Genomic DNA, 24,615 nt, shown 5'->3' on the forward strand with positions numbered 1-24,615 from the left:
TGTAGGGATTTTTTTATTTTCTTAATTTTGCAGCCTAATCACTAAAGTTATGAAAGCATACGTATTTCCGGGACAGGGAGCCCAATTCACAGGAATGGGACAGGATCTCTACGAGAAGTCCCCTCTAGCGAAAGAACTTTTTGAAAAAGCCAATGATATTCTGGGGTTCTCTATAACTCAAACCATGTTTGAAGGAACCGCTGAAGACCTTAAAAAGACAAAAGTGACCCAGCCTGCAATATTTCTTCATTCGGTAATCCTGTCTAAGGTTTTAGGCGATACCTTTAAACCAGATATGGTTGCCGGGCACTCTTTGGGAGAATTTTCGGCCCTGGTTGCAAATGGAACATTAAAGTTTGAAGATGCCTTAAAACTGGTTTCCAAAAGAGCACTGGCTATGCAAAAGGCCTGTGAACTGGAGGAATCTACAATGGCTGCTGTTTTGGGCCTTGAAGACCACCTGGTAGAAGCGATTTGTGCCGATATTAAAGGTACAGTGGTTGCTGCAAATTACAACTGCCCCGGGCAACTGGTAATCTCGGGAGACCTGCTGGCGGTAGAAAAAGCCTGTGAAGAATTAAAGGAAAGAGGTGCTAAAAGGGCCATGATCCTTCCTGTGGGAGGAGCTTTTCATTCGCCCCTTATGGAACCGGCAAGAGAGGAGCTGGCGGCAGCTATAGAAGAAACTGAATTCCATAAACCAGTTTGTCCTATCTACCAAAACGTCTCGACTTTTGCGGTAACCGATAGTGCCGAAATCAAGAAAAACCTGATCTTCCAGTTAACGGCTCCTGTAAAATGGACACAGAGTGTGCAGAATATGATCAAAGACGGGGCTTCAGAATTCATTGAAGTAGGTCCGGGAAAAGTATTACAGGGACTGGTAAAGAAGATAGACCGAAGTGCGGAAGTAAGATCTGCAGAAGTATAGGAGTTGCGGGTTGGAAATGTTGCAGGTTGCGGGTTATAAAACGTTGCAAGGTGCGGGTTGCGGGTTGGAAATGCTAACCAAAGAAACTTCTAATTTATATTATAGATAGATACAAAAAACCCGGAGTTTTTAGCTCCGGGTTTTTTGTTGCCCTAAGGCTGGATATCAAAAAGAACTACTTCTTTAGAAAATCAGCAATAGTTTCTGTAATAAAAGAAATTTGCTCATCATCCAATTCGGTATGCATGGGCAGTGAGATCACCTCTTCTACCAGTTGATTGGTCACCGTGAAATCTTCTTCCCTGTACCGGTCATCTTTATACGCCTTTTGGCTGTGGAGTGGGATAGGATAATAAATCCCGAAGGGAATACCCTTTTCTGAAAGGTGTTTAGCCAAAGCATCTCTTTTTCCGTCCGCAATCTTTATGGTGTACTGGTGGTAAACATGTGTATCAGCAGCACCTTCGGTGTAAGGGACTGTCACCCCTTCTACATTTTGTAAAGCCGCGGTATATTTTTGCGCAGCCTCCTGCCGTGCCTTGTTATATTGATCTAGTTGAGGAAGTTTCACCCGCAATACTGCAGCCTGTAAACTGTCAAGCCTGGAGTTCACCCCTACTACATCGTGATGGTAACGTTCATACATCCCGTGATTCACAATCCCTCTAATAGTGTGGGCCAGCTTATCATCATTTGTAAAAATAGCACCTCCGTCACCGTAACATCCTAAATTCTTAGAAGGGAAAAAAGACGTGGATGCCACATGACCTATTGCACCAGCCTTTTTTGTTGCACCGTCTTTAAAGTGATAATTTGCACCTATAGCCTGGGCATTGTCTTCAATCACGTAAAGATCGTGTTCCTGTGCAATTTCCATAATTTCATCCATATTTGCTGCCTGCCCAAAAAGGTGCACCGGCACTATGGCTTTGGTATTTGGTGTGATAGCTTTTTTGATGGCTTCGGGATTTATATTGAAGGTATCTGGCTCCACATCTACAAGTACAGGCGTAAGCTGTAGCAAGGCAATGACCTCTACCGTTGCCGCAAAAGTAAAGTCGGCAGTAATCACCTCATCACCTGGTTTTAAACCAAGGCCCATCATGGCAATTTGCAAAGCATCTGTACCATTGGCACAGGGAATCACATGTTTCACATCCAGGTACTCTTCCAGTTCTTTCTGAAAAGCATGAACTTCGGGGCCATTGATAAATGCAGTGGTATCAATAACTTCTAACATTGACTGAGTAACTGTGTCTTTTATTTTCTCGTATTGACCCTTAAGGTCAACCATTTGTAATTTTTTCATCTTAAAAAGTTAGGCTTACGAAAATACGAAGAATGCCAGTATTCCCAATGGTAATTTCTTAATTTAGCACTCAAAATACCCCATTTGCACTATCTCTATAACATAGCAATTAAAGCTACAGATTTCTTACTTCCCCTGGCCGGCAGGTACAATGAAAAGCTTGGGAAGTTTAGCCAGGGCAGAAAAGGCCTTTTTGAGAGTCTGGTTGCTCAAATTGCCCCCACCGATAAAACTATATGGATTCACGCCGCTTCTCTGGGAGAATATGAACAGGCAGTACCGGTTATTATCAAATTAAAAGAATTATTCCCGACTCATAAGATCGTTTTAAGCTTCTTCTCCCCTTCAGGTTTTGAAGTAAAGAAGAAAAATTCGCTGGCCCATGTGGTAACCTACCTCCCGCTTGACACCCCTGCAAATGCTGAAAAATTCCTGAATATTGTTCATCCCGACTGGGCGCTGTTCATCAAATATGAATTCTGGCCCAACTTCTTAAAAGAGCTAAAAAAACGAAATCTAAGAAGTGTATTAATTTCAGGTGCTTTCAGGGAAAATCAGGTGTTTTTTAAGCCCTACGGAAAATGGATGCGGAAGTACCTTAAAGCTTTTGAATTCTTTTTTGTTCAAAATGAAAGATCAAAACAGCTCTTACAGCAAATAGGCTTTGAGAACTGCAGCGTGAGCGGCGACACCCGTTTTGACAGAGTGTACGCCCAACTACAGCAGGACAATCACCTGGATTTTGTGGAAGAGTTTGTAGACGATCACCTCTGCATAGTCGCGGGAAGTACATGGCCCGAAGACGAAGACCTGATTATAGATTTTGTAAATAAGGAACATCAGAAGGTGAAGGTTATTATTGCCCCGCACGCCATAAAACCAGAAAAAATAAAGAGTTTACAGTCAAAATTGGAGGCAGACACCATACTGTTTTCAGAAAAAGAAGGCAAAACTTTAAAAGATGCCAATGTATTGATCATTGATACTGTTGGCCTGTTGACGAAGATCTACAGTTATGCCCACATTGCCTATGTAGGAGGTGCGGCCGGCAACACCGGTTTGCATAATATACTCGAACCCGCAGCTTTTGGTGTTCCGGTGATCATTGGGCAAAACTTTGAAAAATTTCCTGAAGCCGGAAAGCTTAAAGAAGCCGGGGGACTCTTCTCAGTAAAAAACAGCGCCGAAGCGAATGAAATTCTTGATAAGCTCATTAATGACAGGGACTTCAGGGAGAAATCCGGCGAAAATTCAGTTGCTTTTATTGAAAAAAACAAAGGTGCCACAAATAAAATTTATAATTATTTCTTAAAAAATAAAGAAAAATAACCTCGCTTTAACACCATGAGCGGGAGTTTATTGAAAGTGTGTTTTGCATATATAAAAAATAGTTTAAATTTGTTCCAACTAATTAAACATACTAACATGAAAAAATTATTTTTAGGATTGCTTGTAGCTGCATTTACGCTTTCTATCTACTCTTGTAGAGAGACTACAGAAGAAAATGTAGAAAATAACTTGGAAGAAGTAGAAACTGATCTTGAAGAAACAGGAGAAGACATCGAGTCTGGTCTTGAAGAAGCAGGAGATGAAATAGAGCAGGCTGGAGAACAGACTGAGCAGGAAATTGAAGAAGAAATTAACGAAACTGACGATATTCAGTAGACTTTTTCTTTAGAGATTTTCTCTAAAACTTTAAGGGGCTGCCTAAAAAGCCGTGTTTGTGTCAACCTGAGCATATTTTCAGGTTCTGTTGAAATCTTGAATGAGATTTTATTAGATTCTGAAGTAAAATCAGGAAGACCTTACTCTAGCTTTTTAGACAGCCTCTTTTAATTTGAATAAGTGAGTATGAAAAAAATAATTCTAAGCTTTGCAGTGGCAGGGATAATCTTAACGACCTACTCCTGCAGGGAATCTACACAAGACAAAACCAAAGATGCTGTAGAGGCCATTGGTGAAGATATTGAAGACGGAACCAGGCGTGCTGCCGAAGAAGTAGAAAAAGGTGCTGAAAAGGTAAAAAAGGAGATCGATGAAGAGATTCACGAAACCGATGATCACATTCAGCAGGAAGAACCGGGAGCAGTAGAACGATCCGAATAACTACCTAAAAAGCTGCCCCTGAGCAGCTTTTTTTATATAAAGCAAAGAATATAAAGTGTCAAAAATGGCATTTTTGAGGAAGGCTTTCTCCATTAAATAAAAATAAGGCATTTAAAATCAGATGAAATACATCCCCTTTCCTACTATTTATTTCTGAAGATCTATTTATCGCTGAAGCATTAAAAAAAGAGCTTCCGAAGCGAAAAATGAGACAAAAAACACACTTTTTACACTGAAAGTCCCTAAAAAGCAGCAGCTGTATGATCCTGTTTATCCGAATTTCTCAGATGCATGGAAATTGCATCTGAAAAATGGCATTTTTGGGCCTGCTCATAAGGAAAAGGCATATAATCAGCACCTTTTTACGCCTAAATATTGAAGCAGACTACTTCAGCCAGAATCGAAATTAGATTATTCGTTCCGTTAGGTTTTCCGCAGAAAATCACCTCCTTACTTTGCCATTTTTTGCCCCAGGATTAATTGTATCTTTTCCACAAGGTCATCCATTTCGAAAGGTTTGGCTATAAAATCATTTGCCCCCGCTTCTTTACATTTTGCACCGGCATCATGCAGGGCAGACATCATGAGCACCGGAGTATCTTTTAATTCGGGGTTATTTCGCAGACGGGCACAAACATCGGTACCATTTATACCAGATATGAGCATGTCCAGCATCACCAAATCGATGTTTTCTTCAAGAATAAGCCTTTCAGTCTCTTCTGGTCTTGCCGTAACGATCACGTCAAAATCGTAAAACTCGAGAAGCGTCTTGAGCATTTCCCCTATTCCGGAGTCATCATCGACAACCAGTATCTTCTTTTTATTCATTTTCCTGTTTATTTTCAAAAAGCACAAAACTAAAGTCTGAACCTTCCCCTATTTTACTTTTTACTTCTATATAGCCGTTGTGGCGCTCAATAATTTCATTGGCAAGATACAAACCTATTCCAAAGCCTGAGTAGGTCTCTTTACTTTCTATTCCTATTCTATAGAACCTTTTAAAGATATTCTTGTGGAATTTTGCATCAATGCCTATTCCTTTATCCCTTACACTCACCGCCACCTTATCTGAACCTACTTTTATAACGTGAATTTGAATGTACTGGCTGTCGGGCGAATATTTGATAGCATTGGTGATAAAATTAATAAGCACCTGCCCTATCCTGTCTTTATCGGCAAATACATGGGCCCTATGGGAGTGGAAAATCTCCATTTGGTGCTGTGTGTTGGTAAGCTTTATATCCTGAATGGTTTGCTCTACCATCTCGTTGAGATCAAATTCCTCTTCTTTTAGCTCCAGCTTGTTTTCTTCGAGCCTTGATAGATCAAGAATTTCGGCAATGAGCCTTGTGAGCCGCACAATCTGGTTATCTATGCGCTCCAGGGACGGCTTAAGCGGAACATTACCGGGGATCTCCAGTTTATACTTTTCAAGCAGGTTTAGTAAGAGCTGCACGTAGCCCTTAATAGAAGTTACGGGAGTTTTTAGTTCATGGCTCACCATCTTGAGAAAATCTTCTTTTCTTTTTTCTTCTTCCTTAAGCCTTTGTATTTCGGTGCTTATACCAATCCACATGGTAATTTCTCCGTTCTCCCCTTTAACTGCTTCATTCCGGCTTAGGTGCCACAAGTAATTTCCATCTTTATCCCTAAGCCTTAACTGCATTTCAAAGGTTTTCCCGGTTTTAAGGGAATGGCTCCATTTTTTTCTTACCTCGTTCTCTTCGGAAGGGTGAATGAAGTTCTCCCAGCTATACTCTTTTAATTGTTCAAAATCAAGACCTACAAAGTCATACCAATTTTGATTGAAGAAGATAGGTTTACCACTGGCATCTGTATTAATAACCTTCCCCGGCATAAGATCGGCCATCAGTTTAAAATGGCGTTCCCTCTCCTTCAGAAGTGTTTTTGACTCAACCATTTCGGTGACATTAAGCCCCATATTGAGTATGCCTATAATCTCACCTTCCTCATTCCGCAGAGGCTTATAAGTGAAATTATAGTACCCGGTTTCCAAGCTGCCATTTCGCATAAGGTCTACCCTGTCTTCTTTACCCCAGTAAGTCTCCCCTGTAGTAAAAACTTTGTCCAGCAGGTCGTGAAAAGGCTGCCCTTCAAGTTCGGGAAGCGCCTCCCGCAGCGATTTGCCTACTACCTCGCGTGTTTTCCCCCAAAGATCGATCATAGCATCGTTAGCAAGCTCTATGGTCATTTCCCTCCCCGTATAGACAGCCGTGGCTACAGTTGCCTGTTCTACTATAGAGCGAATGCGGTGCTCATTCTCTTTGATCACCTGTTCTTTGAGATAGTCGTCGTGCACATCGGTCACCGTACCTATGAGGCCTTCAAATTCTCCTTCAGAAGTCCATTTGGGTCGGCCACGATCTACCACCCACCTGTAGGAACCATTCTTATTCCGAAGCCTGAATTTTGCGTGATATTCTTTTCGTTCCCGGTGAGCTTCCATGAAATTTTGATAGATCTTATCGCGATCTTCAGGGTGTAATGCCTCCACCCACCCGGCACCCAACGACTCTTTCCTGGTTTGCCCGGTATATTGATACCATTCTTTATTGAGATAATTTCCTTCTCCCAATGGATTGGTAATCCAAATAATTACGGGTACAGTATCAATGACATTTCGCAGTTCTTTTTCACTGTTCTCCAGGCTTTGACGGTTAAGCACTTTTTCGGTGACGTCTACGGCATGAACAAAAATTCCCTCCACATTTCCGGCTGCATCTTTTATGGGCTGATACACAAAATCGAGCATCACAGTTTTTCCCCCATTCTCTCCCTTAAGATCAAGGCTTATTTCTTTACCAATAAAGGGTTTGCCGGTATTGTATACCCCATCAAGCATTTTTATAAAGCCCTGATTCTCTACTTCAGGAAGAACTTCTTTGACAGATTTCCCTATAATTTCACGAAATTCTAAAAGGTCCTGGTATTTGTGATTAGCGAGTTCAAAAATATGGTCTTTCCCTCTCAAAGTACAAATTAAAGCAGGTGCTTCAGAAAGTACTTCATGCAACAATTTACGGTAGTCAATATTCCCATCGGGAAGAACATGCACTTCGGTAAAACACAGAAGAAAATAAGTTTTTTGATTATAAAGGGGCAGCCGATTAGCATTAATTGAAAAACGATGCCTTTTAAGATTGGCTGAAGATAACAGAACCGGGAAATCTTTAACCGCCTCTTCTGAAGTTCTTAAGGTCTCCAGAAGTTCAGGAATTCGCGAACTCTCCTTCTTATCTTCAAGTAAAGACAGAAGGTTCATTCCTTGAAGAGTAGCAGGAGGCGTTTCAAAAATCTCGTACATTTTGCGAGTTGCAGCCAGTATCATTCCCTCTTCATTGATCACCACGACAGGATCGCGCAGGGAAATGAGGATATTTTTAGCAAATTCTATCTGTTCAGGATCTTCCTTAAAAGGAACCTGGCTACTCTTCATAAAAAAGATATTTGTTAGGAAAAAAGCTAAAATAAACTTTTCGGGATGCTATTTTACAAAAGAAATCTCAAAATTTTAAATTAGAGCTAAAGCACAGAAACATTTATAGAATTTCCCTAAAGACTTCTCCTTAAGTAAAGAAACTTCCCTGATATTTTTATTTGCAAACATAATTTATATCGTAATATTACAATAGATTAGGTAAATTGGCTGCCCGGCATCATTTAAAAAAAAGCCGGAAAATTATTGAGGCTCCAGGTGCACTTAAATATGATTTTGATGTCCCTATGCTCAATGTAAAATTTAAAAAATGGGAGTAACGAAAAGCGACCTCTTCACAGAAGCTCAAAACGAGGTGGCACTGGCCGCCAAGGCACTGGCTCATCCTGCACGGATCGCCATTATTGAATTCCTGCTAAAGTCAAACACCTGCTTTAACGGAGACCTGGTAAATGAACTGGGCCTGGCGCAGGCCACTATAAGTCAGCACTTACGCGAATTAAAAGATGTTGGCATCATACAGGGGACTATTGCAGGCACGAAGGTGTGCTATTGCATCAACCCGCAGCGATGGAAGGAAATTCAGGAGAAGTTTAACGGCCTTTTCAATAAGTTTGAGGATCCTTCTACAAATGACTGTTGCTAAACTAGCTGACAGGAACAACTGTTTACGAGATTAGTGGCAGTTTCTGATTAAAATCTCCCCCGGCTTTACTTAAGCTTATACAAAGTAGTTACTAAAACTCCTTTAAATCCGGGAGATTGAACAGACAACAATTGTTTTTCTTCCCTGGCCTGAAAATTAAACGGGGATACGGAAAGGACCACGCCACTTTGTTTTTTTAATCGGGTACCCTGCCCGGAGATAATGTTCTTATTAGGTTCAAAATCTCCTTCCGGGAGATGTTCGGTGAGAATGACATATTTAAAATCGTATAATTTTTGTACCAGGCTTTTTATTTCCTCATTTGATAAATGTTGCAGGACCTGTCTTAAAATCGCAACTTCTCCCGAAGGCAATTCATCTTTTGCAAGATCCCGCGTACAGAATTCTAAATTTTCTGCTTTAAACTTTTTCCTGTTATGCGCTATAAGCTCTGGCACTATATCTACTGCAATGTACTTCCCCGAATATTTCACCAGGTCTTTACCCACATTAAAATCCCCACAACCAAGGTCACAGACTATCGGAGGAGTTTCAAATTTTGATAAAAAAGGAGATACCACAGCTAAATATGGATTCACTGTCTCGGGTTGGTGAGAGCCTGAACCCGAGTAGAATTCAGATTTATTACCACCCCACAAGTTGTTTTCATAGATCTGTACCATGGCATCTTTGGTAGGCCAAGGCTTCTTCGTTTTACTATTTTTGGACATTATCAGCTGAAAAAGGTTTTTTCTTTAGAAGCGCGAGTAATCAAACTAAGACAAAAATATAAAACCCGGAAGCACTAAAGATTGGAAACCACAATTCAATACACATTCTCAACGCTATAACCTTTTAGGATAATTATTTGTTAAGTTTCCAATTCTAATTGGTTTTAAGCCAGCTGTAGCAGAAATTTGCACGATGCAAGAAGATTATGGTGTAAGAGACAAAAAGCGGGAAAAGATAATACTCCTGGTACTGGGAACTTTAATCGCCCTCGGGCCATTTTCCATAGACATGTACCTTCCCGGCTTTGAGAGTATCGCAGAAGAATTCAGTATTACCAAAGCCCAGGTAGGCTTTTCACTTACCAGCTATTTTATAGGAATTGCCCTGGGGCAGTTAGCTTATGGACCTATTATGGACAGGTATGGCCGCAAGCGCCCCCTGCTCATTGGGCTGGTGATCTATGCAATTGCAGCAATGAGCTGCTTTTATTCACCAAACCTTACGTGGCTCATCATTTCCCGTTTCTTCCTTGCGGTAGGAGCATCTGCAGGAATGGTGGCTTCTAAAGCGGTAGTGCGGGATATCTTTCCTTCTGAAGAAGTGGCCAGGGCTATTTCCTTCCTCATGTTGATCATGGGAGGTGCGCCAATTATTGCTCCTACAGTGGGAGGTATGGTAATCGCTTACTTTTCCTGGCATAGTATTTTCCTCGTGCTGGCAGTTTTAGCCGGACTAATGTTTTTTAGTGTCCTCAAATTTCTTCCTGAAAGTGTAGCTCCCGATGAGTCGGTCAAGCTGGAATTGAAAAACATGACTTCTAAGTACTGGGGAATCTTTAGAAACAAAATTTTCCTGACTTTTTCCCTGGCCGGGAGTTTGACCATAGGTGCGATGTTCGCCTACATTTCAAACGCCCCGGTTTTGTTTATGGACAGGTTTAATATGAGTGAAACACATTTTGGCTGGTTATTTGGGCTCAATGCCGCCGGATTAATTGCCGGAAGCCAGTTAAACCGCCTGGTACTAAAACGCTATACCACCTTTAGAGTGACTATGGTGATAAGCGTAATCCTGGTAGGCCTTTCTATGCTCTTCGTGCTAAACAGCTTTTTTGGCGGAAATTTCTATACAACAATCCTGTTGTTATTCCTGATCCTGTTTTTGCTGGGCTTTCAAAACCCGAATACTACAGCCCTATCCCTGTACCCGTTTGAAAAGAAAGCAGGAAGGGCATCAGCTTTGGTAGGCAGCCTAAAAATGATTTTGGGTGCTGTGGCTTCTTTTATCATTAGTAAGTTCACCGGCATTAGCATGCTCCCGCTGGCACTTACAATTATGGTTTGTCTCAGCCTTAGTTCTCTCCTGCTCTTCCGGTTTCAGGCCAAAGAGAAAAGATCAATGGTGTTGATCACCAGGTAAGGAGGGAAATAGCTTTTTATGAAATGTAGAATCTGGAGAAGTTACATTTAGGGTAGACTTAAATTCCTCTGTTTACTTTCATCCTAAACTTCTGAAATGTATAAAACAAAAAAAAGCGCCAAAAAGGCGCTTTAAATACTTTCGAATAAAATTCTAGATTAACCTTCCCAGGTCCCTCCCATTTTAATTAATTGTCCTGCGTCTTTCATAGTTACGGTTTTAAGGTTTATTTTGATTCGGTATATTCTAAATTATGTTCTGCTAAAGTATAATTTTTGTTTTCACATTTAATGAAGAAAAGCTTAAACTTTTCTCCAGGTAAAAGTATTCCTCTATTAATATACAAATCTTCTGTAAAATTACCTAAATCTACACTTTTTTCTTTGTGAAATCTAACTCCCCTAATTTCACTAAAGATAATTTTTAAGTCGTTAGAATACCGCAAACTTACAGTTAAATCATCAATTATTCTACTCGAGCCAAAAGAATATTCTCTATCTCGGTCTAAATCCTGTTTTAGAGTCACAGTTCTAGTAATGGTATATTCCTTACTACCACTTAATTGTCTATCTAATTTTCTTATAAAAAAATCACCATCAAAGTACTCTGTAATATCATTCTTTTTATTAAATCTAATATCTTCATCGTTAACTACTTTAAAATCAATTTTGGGATATTCTTTATCGTGACTGTCTTCTTTATATATCTTTAAACTACAATCCCACTGAAATCGATCCTTGGATTTTCTTACAATGGTATAAGTAGTTTCTTCAATAATTTTAACCTTATTATCTTCTTCTAAGGTAACTGTGTAAGTTTTATGGACATTTTTATAGTAGTACTCAATATTACTTTTGTCAAAAAGGTCATTTTTCAGCTTATTTTTTATATCGTGATAAATTTCAGGAAACTCTTTTTTATACTTACTCAAAGTGACCGTTTGCCAAATGGACTCAATATTATTTTGTTTCATGAAAAACTCTTCTGAAAGAGTAATAGATTCAATATTCTTTTTTATTCGATCATTATATTTATCAGACAATAATATCCTCTGAAACTCTTTTTCAAAAACCTTCAAGTACTGCAAATATTTTAATGATGAGGTGAAAATTCCCGCTGAAAAAACTAACAATGCCAAATCATTAATAATGTCGAAAAAATCACTTTCTAATCCACCTATTCCAATAGCATACCGTAAAATCAAATAAATAAAAAAGTATGATCCACTGAGAAAAAGCAGTATTAAGTATAAATTTCGGATTGCAGAATCTTTTATATTTCCCGAAATTGTCCTTATGAAGTTTAAAACCCCTGATTTTTCTTCTGGTTCTTTTTCATGTAACTCTTTACCGCAGTTGAAGCAATGGTTATGTGTAAAAGAATTTATTTCATGGCATTTATTGCACATGATGTCTTCAGTTGAGGAATTGTCATTTATATAAGTGAGCATAGATAGATAAGTAGTGGTTCAATAAAAAAAGGCATTGGATTGAGAAATATTTTGTGAATATAAACATTTACCCAATAGTCCTGAATAACCTTTGCTGCCGAAAATAGTATTTTATTAAATCTTAAAAAGATCAAACCTCTTCCTTACGTACAAACCAGCGTACAAAATAAATTCATTAAAAACAAAAAACCCTCTAAATCAATAAGATAAAGAGGGTTTCTGTACTCGGAGCGGGACTTGAACCCGCACGAACATTGCTGTTCATTGGATTTTAAGTCCAACGTGTCTACCAATTCCACCATCCGAGCGTGGAAATCATTTCAATAATATAAGAACTACTCAGATCCAACACTCAAAATCCCAAATAAAGAGAGTCCAACGTGTCTACCTCCCGATAGCTATCGGGACCACCATCCGAGCGTGGAAATCATTTCAATAATATAAGAACTACTCAGATACAACACTTAAAATCCCAAATAAAGAGAGTCCAACGTGTCTACTTCCCGATAGCTATCGGGACCACCATCCGAGCGTGGAACTTTATATGGAGCTCATTGGATCTTAAGTCCAACGTGTTTAAAAAACAAACCCGGGCAACCCGGGTCTCTCCATGCAGAGCGAAAAACGGGATTCGAACCCGCGACCTCCACCTTGGCAAGGTGGCGCTCTACCAACTGAGCTATTTTCGCGTTTTAAAGAACTTCTCTCCTATTAGAGAGTATTGCGGTGCAAATTTAATACATTTCTGAAACTGGCAAAGATTTTTTTGAAAAAACAACAGGGTTTTTTCTAGCCTTAAACCCCCGCCTTCTGTCTGCTGGTAAGCATCCGCTTGATCTCATTGAGCTTCATCAAAGCCTCTACAGGCGTAAGTGTATTAATATCAAGATGATGAATCTCTTCCCTGAGCTCTTCAAGAATAGGATCATCAAGATTAAAGAAACTAAGCTGCATATCTTCTTCTGCCGATTTCTTTAAGGCTCCCGATTTTTCTTTCATCCCGTGGGAGTCTTCCAGCTTTTTCAAGATCTTATTGGCTCTTCTCAACACCTGTTGCGGCATCCCGGCCATTCGGGCCACATGAATTCCGAAACTGTGCTCACTACCTCCCGGCACCAGCTTCCTTAAGAACAGCACATTGTCTTTCAACTCTTTTACTGAAACATTGAAATTCTTAATACGGTTAAAGGTTTCTCCCATATCATTCAGCTCGTGATAATGGGTAGCAAAGAGCGTTTTTGCTTTGGCAGGATGTTCATGCAAATATTCGGTGATCGCCCAGGCGATGGAAATTCCGTCGTAGGTACTTGTACCCCGGCCAATCTCGTCGAGCAAAATGAGGCTCCTATCTGAAAGGTTATTCAGGATACTCGCCGTTTCATTCATTTCTACCATAAAAGTAGATTCTCCCATAGAAATGTTGTCACTGGCACCCACCCTGGTAAAGATCTTATCAATAAGACCAATTCTTGCCGTCTCGGCAGGCACAAAACTGCCCATTTGTGCCATGAGTACGATAAGTGCTGTTTGCCGTAGAATGGCCGACTTACCACTCATATTTGGCCCGGTGATCATGATGATTTGCTGATTCTCCCTGTCCAGGTAGACATCATTGGCAATATAAGCTTCCGAAAGCGGCAACTGCTTCTCTATTACCGGGTGCCTTCCATTAGTGATCTCCAGTTCAAAAGAGTGATCAATTTCGGGTTTGCTGTAGTTTGCGAGGATCGCGTGCTGTGCAAAAGAACACAAACAGTCCAGCTGACCTATTATAGTAGCGTTCTGCTGTACCGGCTGAATATAATCTCCAATCCACGTGACCAACTTTGTAAAAATCTCCTGCTCCAGGTGCAGTATTTTCTCTTCAGCCCCCAGGATTTTCGCTTCATATTCTTTTAGCTCCTGGGTAATATAACGTTCGGCGTTTACAAGGGTTTGTTTTCGCACCCAGTTCTCGGGCACCTTATTTTTATGGGCATTACGCACCTCAATATAATAGCCAAAGACATTGTTGCTCCCAATCTTGAGCGACGTGATCCCGGTGGCGGCACTCTCCCGCTCCAGCAGCTTATCTAAATAATCGCGGCCCGAAAATGCTATTTCCCGAAGTTCATCCAGCTCGCCTGAAAATCCTTCGGCAACAGTATTCCCCTTATGAATATTCACCGGCGCATCCTCGTAGAGCGTCTCTTTTATTTTATTCCGAAGCAAATCACAGCTCTGCAAATTCTCCCCCAGCACTTTTAGCGCCTCTTCCCCCGACTCTGTTGCCAGGGCTTTCACAGGGATCACAGCCTCCAGGGAATTCTTTAACTGAATTACCTCCCGCGGACAAACCTTACCCGTGGCTACTTTAGAAATAAGCCGCTCCAGGTCACTGATCTTCTTGATATGGTTTCTCGTTTTTTCGAGAATTTCGGTCTTCTCTACCAGGTGGGCCACCACCCGGTGCCGTCTTTTAATTTTTTCAGAATTCTTAAGAGGTAACGCCAGCCAGCGCTTCAACATTCTCCCGCCCATAGGCGAAATAGTGTGATCAATAACATCTAGCAGCGTAACCGCATTTTGGGCGTTCGAAGTGTATAGTTCAAGATTTCGAATGGTAAACCTGTCCATCCATACATATTCCTCTTCGGCAATGCGCGTAATCCCGGTAATGTGCTGCAGGCGATGGTGCTGGGTCTCACCCAGATAATAAAGTACTGCCCCTGCCGCGACAATTCCCTCCAGCAGGTGCTCCACTCCAAATCCCTTCAAAGATTTTGTGCTAAAGTGGGTATTGAGGTTTTCATAAGCGTAATCGTGCTTAAACACCCAGTCTTCAAGAAAGAATACATGATGATCCTGCCCAAAACTGCTGTAAAATTCCTTTTTCTTCTGCTTTGGCACCAGCACTTCACTGGGACTAAAATTTTGAAGTAGCTTGTCAATATAATCTGCCGTACCTTCTGCAACCAAAAATTCTCCGGTAGAAACATCCAGGAATGATATTCCCAGCGACTTTTTTCCGAAGTGAACCGCACATAAAAAATTATTGGTCTTGCTTTGCAGCACCTCATCATTCATAGCCACGCCGGGCGTTACCAGTTCGGTCACCCCACGCTTTACGATCGTTTTGGTAAGTTTAGGATCTTCAAGCTGGTCGCAAATGGCCACCCGCTCCCCCGCTTTTACCAGCTTTGGCAGGTAAGTATTAAGGGAATGATGCGGAAAACCGGCCAGTTCACTGCGCTCACTCCCATTATTGCGATTGGTAAGCACAATATTGAGAATACGCGAAGCTTTCACAGCATCTTCTCCAAAAGTCTCGTAAAAATCGCCCACCCTAAACAGCAACATGGCATCAGGATATTTCTTCTTGATCTTGTTGTACTGCTGCATTAACGGCGTGACTTTCTTCTCTGATTTTCCTGACACTGGGCTCAATTTTTTTGCTGAGGGCTAAAATATGCATTCTCTCCCTTTAAAGATAATCTTCCCTTTTCTCATTTTCAAACTTTTATCCACAAGCTGTCAACCAAAGCTCTTAATTTATGCTGAAGTGAAATTCATCGCCCTGCTATTTTCTGAAAGTACTGCTGAATTCTCTATTTTTGGCACATGGAAAACCGAAAGCTGAAGAACAGCGAACTCGATAGAAAATCTACTGAAGAATTCAAGTCGGCCAGAAAGACCCCGGTAATTGTCATTTTAGACAACGTGAGGAGCCTGAACAATATAGGTTCCGTTTTTCGTACTGCCGATGCTTTTTTAATCGAAAGAATCTATCTCTGCGGAATCACAGCCACTCCGCCACATAAAGATATTCATAAAACAGCCCTTGGGGCTACCGAAACTGTTGCCTGGGAGCATCGCGAAGATGTTCTGGAACTGGTAAAAGAACTGCAGCAGCAAGAAGTAAAAGTATACTCGGTAGAACAAGCCGAAGGCGCCGAATTCCTCGATGCCTTTACTCCTCAAAAAGGGCAAAAATACGCCCTCGTCTTTGGTAACGAAGTAAAAGGCGTACAGCAAAAAGTAGTATCGGCCAGCAACGGCGTCCTGGAAATTCCGCAACTGGGCAGCAAGCATTCTTTAAATATTGCCGTAAGCGCCGGAGTGGTGCTATGGGATATTTTTTCGAAAATGAAATATTCTTCCTAAATAATTTTACCCTGTTCTTTTCCCATTGATGAAAAAGAACCAAAAAATCTAGGCTTAAGAACCTTTGCCTAAATTTTTCATTTGCTTCCTAAATTTTAGGAACTCGCGGGAATTAAGGTGCAAAAAAGAAACAATCTTCACGCTCAAACCTGCCTACCGGCAGGCAGCCTAAAATTTTACGGCAGCTGCACTTCAAATTTTACGTCAAATGTTCTTAGGCCGTTGAACACATTATCGAACTAGCGTGTAGAGGTCAGGTTCAACCTCGAATTTTTAATCCTTTTTATCAATTTTTAAAAATAAAGCTTACGTTTAAATCGATCCTACGGAATTCAAAACTGCAAAAGAGAATTTCTGCGAAGATCTGCGGAATCAGCGGGAAACCTGAAGAAGTTAGAAGTACGAAGAAAAAAAATAGGAGATTTCTTTTGCGAGCTTTGCGCCTCCTTAGCGGTCTCTGCGTGAACTCATAAAATCTCCCTGAACCTTAAACATTGAACCAGTTTAGCCAGTGATATCCTTGAGAAGGAGCAAATAATCTTCCCTCTTTTGCACAAAATCAAGTTCAGATATATCGATGATCTTGACGTTTAGTCCGGGTTGCGACTTGATAAAGGAGAGGTAGCTGCGGTTGATGTTTGCCAGGTAATCGGCTTCAATATTCTGCTCGTATTCCCTGCCACGCTTTTTGATGTTTGCCAGTAATCTTTCGGTATTTTGATAGAAATACACATAAAGATCGGGCTTTACCAGCTCCTTATACATGAGGTTGAACAGCTTCTGGTAAAGTGAGTATTCATCTTCGTGCAGCGTGATCTTGGCAAAAATGAGAGATTTGAAAACATCATAATCTGAAACCACGAAATCTTTAAAGAGGTCGTATTGCGCAAGATCATCTGAAAGCTGCTGATACCTGTCGGCCAAAAAAGACATTTCCAGCGGAAAAGCATATCGCGATTTATCTTCATAAAACTTCGGAAGGAAAGGGTTATCCTTAAACCGCTCCAAAATGAGTTTGGCATTGAAATCCTGCGACACCATGGTCGCAAAGCTGGTCTTCCCGGCACCAATATTTCCTTCAACCGCGATGTAATTGAAGTTGGAAAAGGAAAATTTCTTCGGAAGCTGAAGTTCTTCAGAAATACGTTTTAAACCTGATTTTTCTAAGGTGTCAAAAAGGGCATTTACAGATAGCTTTTTTACGGGATGTTTTATTTCCGAAGCAATATCGGCAAGCGGCGCCAGTACAAAATTGCGGTGATGCATTTCGGGATGTGGCACTGTAAGATCTTCCGAAGTGATTATTTCATCTTCAAAAAGTAAAATATCAAGATCTATAGGCCGGTTTTGATATCCACTACCAATTTTTCTCTCGCGGCCCAGCTTTTTCTCTATCGCGAGCAGTTGCTTTAAGATTTTATGTGGCTTAAACCTGGTTTCTACCAAAATACAGGCATTGAGGAAAAAACTGCCTTCAAATCCCATCGCAGGGGTTTCATAAACCCCCGAAACTGCCCTTACATCTCCTGTTTTTTGCTGAATTTCTTCAATAGCGCGTTGTAAAAAAACAAGTCTGGCACCTTCATTGCTTCCTAAAGCTATAAATACGGTTTTTAAAGGGTTCAAGAGATCTTAAGAAAATTTTAGTAAGACGGGATCAAGTATTTCACAGCAAATTAAACAAAACAAATGCACATACCCTTAACTTTGTTTTAAAGAGTTTCAACAAAATTAACGCTTCCTGCTACTTGCAGTTAAAAGCAGACTTTGAGGAAAATGGAACTTAAAAAAGGTAAAAAATGAAAAAGTTTTTAAAAATACTGGGAATTGTTTTAGGAGTAATACTACTTATTTTGTTCTTAACGCCCTTTTTATTCGAAAAGCAACTGAAGGACCTGGTGCAGGAAACCATCAACAAAAACGTTAACGCCACAGTCACTTTTGAAGATATTGACCTTAGCATCTTCAGGAATTTTCCCGATGCTACGCTTGCCATTCAAAATCTAAAGATCATCAACAATGCTCCTTTTGAGGGTGACACGCTGGCTTTAAGCGAGGAGGTGACCCTTCAAATGTCACTTGCAGAACTTTTTAAAGGTGGAGATGAACCCAAAAAAGTAGATGCTTTAAAAATTGACAACACCTTTCTTAACATCGCAATAGATACCCTGGGAAACAGCAATTATGACATTGCCATACAGGACACGATTTCTACCAAAACTTCGCAGGGCGGCGGCTTTAGCTTTGATGTAGACCACTATGAGATCAACAATTCACGAGTGAAATACGTAGATAAGGGGTCAAAAATGGCATTTCTCGTGGAAGATTTGAATCACCGCGGAACAGGCGATTTTTCGGCCAGCACCTCAACGCTCAGCACCTACTCTACTGCCCTTGTGAGCTTTGAAATGGACAGTGTTAATTATCTTGACCGCAACAAACTACTACTCGAAGCCGATTTTGAGATGGATCTTGAAAAACAGAAATACACCTTTCTCGAAAATGAGGCCCTTATCAATCAGTTGCCGCTCACTTTTGACGGTTACGTGCAGGTCAATGAAGATAATAATGAAGTAGATATCAGCTTTAAAACCCCTACTTCCTCCTTTAAAAATTTCCTGGCTGTAATGCCTGAGGAGTACGCAAAGAATATTGAGAACGTGGAAACCACAGGAGATTTTGTGGTAGATGGCTTCATCCGCGGAATTGTAGATGAGACTTACATTCCTAAAATGGAGATCAACATTGTTTCAAATAATGCTGCTTTTAAATATCCAGACCTTCCGAAGGCTGTAAAAGATATAGACATAGCAGCTGTGCTTAAAAATGATACAGGGCTGGTTGAAGATACTTATGTAAATATCGACAAGCTTAACTTCAGGATAGATGAGGACGCTTTTAAAGCCAGCGGAAGCATTAAAAACCTTACCGAAAATATACTCGTGAACCTGGCTTTGCAGGGCACCATCAACCTTGAAAACATCACCCGGGCCTACCCGCTTGACCTGGAGCAGGACCTCAACGGAATTGTCACGGCAGATCTCACCACCAGTTTTGACATGAATTCTTTAGAGAAGGAACAGTATCAAAATGTGAAGAGCAGCGGTACTGCAGTGATCAGGGATTTTAGTTACACTTCTCCCGAAATTCCCAATGAGATAAAACTCTCTACTGCCAATCTAAAATTCAATCCCACAACAGTGAGCCTTGACAATACCGTATTGACCACGGGAAAAACCGACCTTGCCGTTAACGGTACCATACAAAACTTCATGGGATTTTTGTTCACAGACCAAAAGCTTAAAGGAAACTTTACCGCAACTTCCAATACATTTTCGGTCAATGATTTTATGGTTAAAGAAACTGCAACCGAAGAAGCTGAAGCTACACCCGCTACCACAGCTGAAGTACCGGGAGATGAAGCCATTAAAATTCCGTCATTTTTGGATGCCAACATAGACTTTTCGGCAAAGAAAGTCCGTTATGATAATCTGGTGCTTGAAAACACCAGCGGAAGTTTAAGAATAGTAGACGAAACGGCTACTTTGTCTAATGTTTCCTCAAGTATCTTTGCCGGAAAGATCTTGTTAAACGGACTTGTTTCAACACGAGATGCAATTCCGAATTTCTCGATGCAACTCGGTTTACAATCTATTGATATTGTCCAGGCGTTTAAGGATATGGAGTTATTAAGAAACCTCGCCCCAATTGCACAGGCGTTACAGGGTGAACTTACCACCAACATTGACCTGAGAGGGAACCTGAACGATGACCTCACCCCGCAGCTACAAACGCTAACCGGAAATGCGCTTGCAAAAATACTGGGAGCAAAGGTAAACCCTGCACAAACTCCGCTGCTTACAAAGCTGGATCAAAACCTCAACTTTATTGATCTTAACAATCTAAATTTAAAAGACCTGGAGACCAGGCTTACCTTTAATGACGGGCAGGTAGAGGTGCAGCCGTTCGATTTTAATATTAAGGGAATTAAAGCGAGGGCCTCGGGTACCCACGGGTTTGATATGGACATGAATTACAAGGTGGCCCTGGAGATACCTGCAAAATATTTGGGAAGCCAGATAGGCACTACCCTCTCTCGCCTAAGCGCACAGGAGCAGGAAAATATGACTGTTGGCTTGCCTATAAATATTTCAGGTAGCTTTAGCAACCCTAACATCAACCTCAATATGCAGCAGGCGGTGAGTAGCCTTACCCAACAAATTATTGATAATCAAAAAGAGACGCTAAAAGAAAAAGGACGGGATGTTTTGAGCGACATTATTAGCGGCGGAAAAAACAAGGACACCGCAGATACCACAACCACACGGACACCCGCGCAAAAAGATTCTATTGTTCGCAAGAACACCAGCGACGCTGTGAAAGAAACTGCAAGAGACATTCTGGGTGGAATTCTGGGAGGTTCCAGAAAGAAAAAAGATACGACTCAAAATGAGTAATGATTTAGGGTAGTTGTCGCAAATAATTTTACTTATGCTGTAAAACCGGAGAGTACAGGTTCTGAAACTCTCCGGAAGGCATGAGCAAATTTTTCTAATCACCGACCACTGATCACTGTTAACTGACCACTTATTGCAGGGAAAGATTAACGTTGAAGCCTTCGTGCTTTCTTACATTGAAGACAACGCCGTCTTCAAATATGAGATACTGCCCCTTGATCCCTTTTAGAACACCCTCGTAAAATGGCGTTTTTGCGAGGTTTAAGGATTTGCATTTTGCCGGATAATTAAGGACCGGAAACTTTATTTCAAGTTCGGTGGAATTTGGAAGATAATAGTCCTGCACCTCGGCCGGCAAATACTGTTTCATATCATCCCGAATCGCTGCCAGATCGAGATCTTTCAGGTCATTTGTGAGCATACTGCGCCAGTTGGTTTTATCTGAAAGATGTTCTTTTAGGGCAACTTCTGTGATCCCGGCAAGGTAGCGATTGGGAACTTCCACTACTTCTATGGCTTCGTGTGCACCCTGATCGATCCAGCGGGTTGGGATCTCGCTTTTTCGGGTCACTCCGACTTTTACGTTACTTGAATTGGCCAGGTAGACCACATGCGGCTGTAGCTGTACCCTTTTTTCGAACTCAAGATCACGATGCTCCTGGTCAAGATGCGCTTTACTCAGTTCGGGGCGTATTACCCACTCCCCCATTTCGGGCCGTTCCATAAAGCAATTGTAGCAAACGCCATTAGCAAAGACCTTCTTTTTCTTACCACAACCCGTACACTCATAATTGAGGAAATTGATAGCAAGGCGTTTATCAAGCACCTGGTTCACATTGAGGAAATCCTGCTCAAAAATGAGATAATACTGCACTGTTTCTGCCAATTCAGTTTTCATTTTTCTGAGCACGCCTTCATAAGTCATAGAAAAGAGTATTTTTATCGCCGCTTAATTTTTTGCCAGCTGTAAGAATAGTTTTAATTTTAACCGATTACATCCCGGTTTGAAGGGGTCAAAGATAAAAAGAAAAAATGCCAATTCCGTTAGTACATTCTGTAGCTTCCTGGTTTCTCAAGAAGCGTATCCATCAAATGGAATTGTTCATTAAATACCCGCATGACGTTCAGCTGGAACTTTTGAAAAAACTCCTTCAGAAAGCAAAAAATACCGAAGTAGGCCTACAATACGATTTTACCTCTATAAAAACCTATCGGGAATTTGCAGAACGGGTACCGCTACAACAGTACGAGGATTTTGAACCTCAAATAGAACGTAGCCGCCGGGGTGAGAACAATATATTCTGGCCTACGCCCATCAAATGGTTTGCAAAATCCAGCGGTACCACTAACGCCAAGAGCAAATTTATCCCGGTTAGTGATGAATCGCTGGAGAACTGTCACTATGCCGCGGGCAAGGATATGTTGTGCATGTACCTCAACAATAACCCCAACTCGCAGTTATTTAGTGGTAAGAGCTTAAGGCTGGGTGGCAGCAAAGAATTGTACAGGCAAAACGGCACTCAGTTTGGCGATCTTTCGGCTATTCTTATAGACAATATGCCTTTTTGGGCAGAATACAGCAGCACCCCGAGCAATGAAATCTCGCTTATGAGCGATTGGGAAGTGAAAATGCCGGCTATAGTAAACGAAACCATCAACGAAAATGTTACCAGCCTTGCCGGAGTGCCGTCATGGATGCTGGTATTGCTCAACAATGCCCTTGAAGCTTCGGGCAGGAACAATCTTTTTGAGATATGGCCCAACCTGGAAGTGTATTTTCACGGCGGCGTAAACTTTGCACCCTATGTAGATCAATATCAAAAGATACTGCCTTCAAACAGCTTCAGGTATTTTGAGATCTATAATGCTTCGGAAGGATTCTTCGCCATTCAGGATACCAATGAATCTAAAGAATTGCTACTAATGCTCGACTACGGAGTGTTTTATGAATTCATTCCTATGGAAAGCTTCAGCACTTCCGAAGAAAAAGTAATACCTCTTTCTGAAGTTGAGCTGGGAAAAAATTATGCGGTGCTCATTACCACCAACGCCGGATTATGGCGCTATAAAATTGGGGATACCGTGCGGTTTACTTCGCTGGATCCTTACCGCATAAAAATTACGGGCAGAACAAAACACCACATCAACGTTTTTGGTGAGGAACTCATCATTGAAAACGCCGAAGAAGCTTTAAAAAGAGCTTCCCAGCAAACCGATTGTGAGATTGTAGATTATACGGCTGCCCCAATCTTTATGCACAACAAGGAAAAAGGCGCGCATGAATGGATGATCGAATTTAAGACACCGCCGCAGGATTTTAGCTTCTTTGTTGAATGTCTTGACAATCACCTGCAAAACATTAACAGCGATTATGAGGCCAAACGCTTCAACAACATGACCCTGAACGCCCCAAGGGTGCATGTAGCCAGAGAAAAGTTATTCTACGACTGGCTCAAGAAAAAGAATAAACTGGGAGGCCAGCATAAGATCCCACGACTTTCCAACCAACGTGTTTATTTGGAAGAACTGCTGGAGATGAATGGGAAATAGATTTGAGTAGTTAGAATTGAGTAGTGAGTGTTTTAAGCTACGAGCTCCTGTTTCAAACAAGAAAACCTCACAGGTTTTTGAAACCTGTGAGGTTTAGCTTCATATATATTCTAGCCTTACAACTCCTTAGACACCTGATGCACGGCCTCAATAGTCGCATCAAGATCTTCATAAGAGAGCGCATCTGTAATAAACCAGGTTTCAAAAGCACTGGGTGCAATGTAGACGCCGTGTTCCAGCAGCCCATGGAAAAATTTCTTGAATTTCCCATTACCCGCAGATCGTGCTGCAGATGCAAAATTTGTTACCGGTTCTTCTCCAAAATGCACCGAGATCATTGAACCCTGACGGTTAATCGAATGAGCAACCTTATTTCGGTTAAGCACATTTACAAGTCCCTTATGCAGGTAAGCTGTTTTCTCTTCAAGCCTGTTATAAATTTCAGCATCTTTATTTAGTTCCTGGAGCATGGCCAATCCTGCTGCCATTGCCAGCGGATTCCCGCTTAAAGTTCCAGCCTGGTACACAGGTCCTGTTGGGGCCAGGTAATCCATAATTTCATTGCGTGCGGCGAAGGCTCCTACAGGGAGTCCGCCACCAATCACTTTTCCGAAGCACACAATATCGGCATTCACGCCATATACTTCCTGTGCCCCGCCTTTAGCAAGCCTGAAGCCGGTCATTACCTCATCAAAGATCAGCAAGACATCATGCTGGTCACACAGCTGGCGAAGACCTTCCAAAAATCCCTTTTTTGGAGGGATACATCCCATGTTTCCTGCCACAGGTTCTAAAATGATACAGGCCACCTCGCCCTTGTTCGCTTCAAGTACCTCCTTTACATTCTCAAGATCATTGTAAGTTGCCAACAAAGTATCTTTTGCCGTACCATTCGTGACGCCGGGACTATTTGGCGTTCCAAAAGTCACTGCCCCACTGCCAGCCTGAATAAGAAATGAATCACTGTGCCCGTGATAACAACCGGCAAATTTGATGATCTTATCACGGCCTTTAAAGCCCCGTGCAAGCCTCACGGCACTCATAGTGGCCTCGGTACCCGAATTCACCATGCGAATCTTATCGATATTCGGCACCATAGAAACTGCAAGTTCGGCAATAGTGGTTTCCAGCTGTGTGGGAGTTCCAAAAGAAGTTCCTTTTTTGGCCTTTTCAACCACTGCATCCACTACCGGTTCATAAGCATGGCCAAGAATGAGCGGCCCCCATGAATTGATGTAATCAATATATTTATTCCCATCTTCATCGTACAGGTAAGCTCCTTTAGCTTCTTTTATAAAAATAGGTTCTCCTCCAACTGCGGAAAAAGCCCGTACAGGAGAATTTACCCCGCCGGGAATTACTTTTTTAGCTGCAGCAAACAATTCACTGCTTCTTTTATAGATCATAATTTTGAT

18 protein-coding genes and 2 tRNA genes are annotated in these 24,615 nt (G+C 41.4%); 9 read left to right on the forward strand and 11 right to left on the reverse strand.

What is annotated here, in order from left to right; all coding sequences use genetic code 11:
• The first annotated feature begins 49 nt into the window (after positions 1-49).
• Complete coding sequence (gene fabD, locus VS868_RS04155; protein WP_266070475.1) at positions 50-931, forward strand: ACP S-malonyltransferase; 882 nt, start codon at positions 50-52, stop codon at positions 929-931.
• A gap of 175 nt (positions 932-1,106) precedes the next feature.
• On the opposite strand, the gene VS868_RS04160 is transcribed toward fabD, so the two are convergent.
• A complete protein-coding gene (locus VS868_RS04160; RefSeq protein ID WP_266070474.1) occupies positions 1,107-2,240 on the reverse strand; it encodes a DegT/DnrJ/EryC1/StrS family aminotransferase in 1,134 nt (377 codons plus the stop codon).
• An 84-nt stretch (positions 2,241-2,324) separates the two neighbouring features.
• Between VS868_RS04160 and VS868_RS04165 the strand changes: the two genes are divergently transcribed.
• The 3 genes from VS868_RS04165 (at position 2,325) to VS868_RS04175 (ending at position 4,346) form a co-directional block, all read left to right on the forward strand.
• On the forward strand, positions 2,325-3,569 hold the full coding sequence (locus VS868_RS04165) for a glycosyltransferase N-terminal domain-containing protein (RefSeq protein WP_345599300.1): 1,245 nt from the start codon (positions 2,325-2,327) through the stop codon (positions 3,567-3,569).
• A 96-nt stretch (positions 3,570-3,665) separates the two neighbouring features.
• Positions 3,666-3,905: a hypothetical protein gene (locus VS868_RS04170; RefSeq protein ID WP_266070472.1), complete on the forward strand. Its 240-nt coding sequence runs from the start codon at positions 3,666-3,668 to the stop codon at positions 3,903-3,905.
• A gap of 186 nt (positions 3,906-4,091) precedes the next feature.
• Complete coding sequence (locus VS868_RS04175; protein ID WP_266070471.1) at positions 4,092-4,346, forward strand: hypothetical protein; 255 nt, start codon at positions 4,092-4,094, stop codon at positions 4,344-4,346.
• A 450-nt stretch (positions 4,347-4,796) separates the two neighbouring features.
• Here the strand turns inward: VS868_RS04175 and VS868_RS04180 are convergent, their stop codons facing one another.
• Both VS868_RS04180 and VS868_RS04185 read right to left on the reverse strand, forming a co-directional pair.
• The gene (locus VS868_RS04180; RefSeq protein WP_345599301.1) at positions 4,797-5,174 is read right to left on the reverse strand and encodes a response regulator transcription factor; all 378 of its coding nucleotides are present in this window, start codon (positions 5,172-5,174) and stop codon (positions 4,797-4,799) included.
• Positions 5,167-7,803 carry a PAS domain S-box protein gene (locus tag VS868_RS04185; RefSeq protein WP_345599302.1) on the reverse strand — a complete coding sequence of 879 codons (2,637 nt, stop codon included), beginning with the start codon at positions 7,801-7,803 and terminating at the stop codon, positions 5,167-5,169. Before VS868_RS04185 ends, VS868_RS04180 begins: the two co-directional genes overlap by 8 nt.
• Positions 7,804-8,113: 310 nt before the next feature.
• Here VS868_RS04185 and VS868_RS04190 point away from each other — a divergent pair, with 310 nt between their 5' ends.
• Entirely contained in the window at positions 8,114-8,449 is a 336-nt protein-coding gene (locus VS868_RS04190; protein ID WP_345599303.1) for a metalloregulator ArsR/SmtB family transcription factor, read from the forward strand.
• A 65-nt stretch (positions 8,450-8,514) separates the two neighbouring features.
• Here the strand turns inward: VS868_RS04190 and VS868_RS04195 are convergent, their stop codons facing one another.
• Complete coding sequence (locus VS868_RS04195; RefSeq protein WP_345599304.1) at positions 8,515-9,180, reverse strand: class I SAM-dependent methyltransferase; 666 nt, start codon at positions 9,178-9,180, stop codon at positions 8,515-8,517.
• A 193-nt stretch (positions 9,181-9,373) separates the two neighbouring features.
• Here VS868_RS04195 and VS868_RS04200 point away from each other — a divergent pair, with 193 nt between their 5' ends.
• Positions 9,374-10,600 (forward strand): multidrug effflux MFS transporter, encoded by a 1,227-nt coding sequence (locus VS868_RS04200; protein WP_345599305.1) that lies wholly within the window; start codon positions 9,374-9,376, stop codon positions 10,598-10,600.
• 226 nt (positions 10,601-10,826) lie between these two features.
• On the opposite strand, the gene VS868_RS04205 is transcribed toward VS868_RS04200, so the two are convergent.
• The 4 genes from VS868_RS04205 to mutS form a co-directional block, all read right to left on the reverse strand.
• A complete protein-coding gene (locus VS868_RS04205; protein WP_345599306.1) occupies positions 10,827-12,050 on the reverse strand; it encodes a hypothetical protein in 1,224 nt (407 codons plus the stop codon).
• Between the two features lie 222 nt (positions 12,051-12,272).
• Positions 12,273-12,358: transfer RNA gene (locus VS868_RS04210), tRNA-Leu, on the reverse strand.
• A 308-nt stretch (positions 12,359-12,666) separates the two neighbouring features.
• Positions 12,667-12,739, reverse strand: a tRNA-Gly gene (locus tag VS868_RS04215).
• Between the two features lie 106 nt (positions 12,740-12,845).
• Positions 12,846-15,467 carry a DNA mismatch repair protein MutS gene (gene mutS, locus VS868_RS04220; RefSeq protein WP_345599307.1) on the reverse strand — a complete coding sequence of 874 codons (2,622 nt, stop codon included), beginning with the start codon at positions 15,465-15,467 and terminating at the stop codon, positions 12,846-12,848.
• Positions 15,468-15,650: 183 nt separating this feature from the next.
• Between mutS and VS868_RS04225 the strand changes: the two genes are divergently transcribed.
• A complete protein-coding gene (locus VS868_RS04225; protein ID WP_266070463.1) occupies positions 15,651-16,193 on the forward strand; it encodes an RNA methyltransferase in 543 nt (180 codons plus the stop codon).
• Between the two features lie 504 nt (positions 16,194-16,697).
• On the opposite strand, the gene folK is transcribed toward VS868_RS04225, so the two are convergent.
• Entirely contained in the window at positions 16,698-17,819 is a 1,122-nt protein-coding gene (gene folK / locus VS868_RS04230) for a 2-amino-4-hydroxy-6-hydroxymethyldihydropteridine diphosphokinase (protein ID WP_266070462.1), read from the reverse strand.
• Positions 17,820-17,992: 173 nt separating this feature from the next.
• Between folK and VS868_RS04235 the strand changes: the two genes are divergently transcribed.
• Positions 17,993-20,650 (forward strand): AsmA-like C-terminal region-containing protein, encoded by a 2,658-nt coding sequence (locus VS868_RS04235; protein WP_345599308.1) that lies wholly within the window; start codon positions 17,993-17,995, stop codon positions 20,648-20,650.
• A gap of 130 nt (positions 20,651-20,780) precedes the next feature.
• Here VS868_RS04235 and VS868_RS04240 read toward each other — a convergent pair whose 3' ends face one another.
• Complete coding sequence (locus VS868_RS04240; protein ID WP_345599309.1) at positions 20,781-21,575, reverse strand: DUF2797 domain-containing protein; 795 nt, start codon at positions 21,573-21,575, stop codon at positions 20,781-20,783.
• A gap of 107 nt (positions 21,576-21,682) precedes the next feature.
• Here VS868_RS04240 and VS868_RS04245 point away from each other — a divergent pair, with 107 nt between their 5' ends.
• Entirely contained in the window at positions 21,683-23,200 is a 1,518-nt protein-coding gene (locus VS868_RS04245) for a GH3 auxin-responsive promoter family protein (protein ID WP_345599310.1), read from the forward strand.
• Between the two features lie 116 nt (positions 23,201-23,316).
• Here the strand turns inward: VS868_RS04245 and hemL are convergent, their stop codons facing one another.
• Positions 23,317-24,606 carry a glutamate-1-semialdehyde 2,1-aminomutase gene (gene hemL / locus VS868_RS04250; RefSeq protein ID WP_266070458.1) on the reverse strand — a complete coding sequence of 430 codons (1,290 nt, stop codon included), beginning with the start codon at positions 24,604-24,606 and terminating at the stop codon, positions 23,317-23,319.
• Between the last annotated feature and the right edge of the window lie 9 nt (positions 24,607-24,615).

It is taken from the genome of Salinimicrobium sp. 3283s (genome assembly GCF_039602225.1).
Classification (GTDB): Bacteria; Bacteroidota; Bacteroidia; order Flavobacteriales; family Flavobacteriaceae; genus Salinimicrobium; species Salinimicrobium profundisediminis.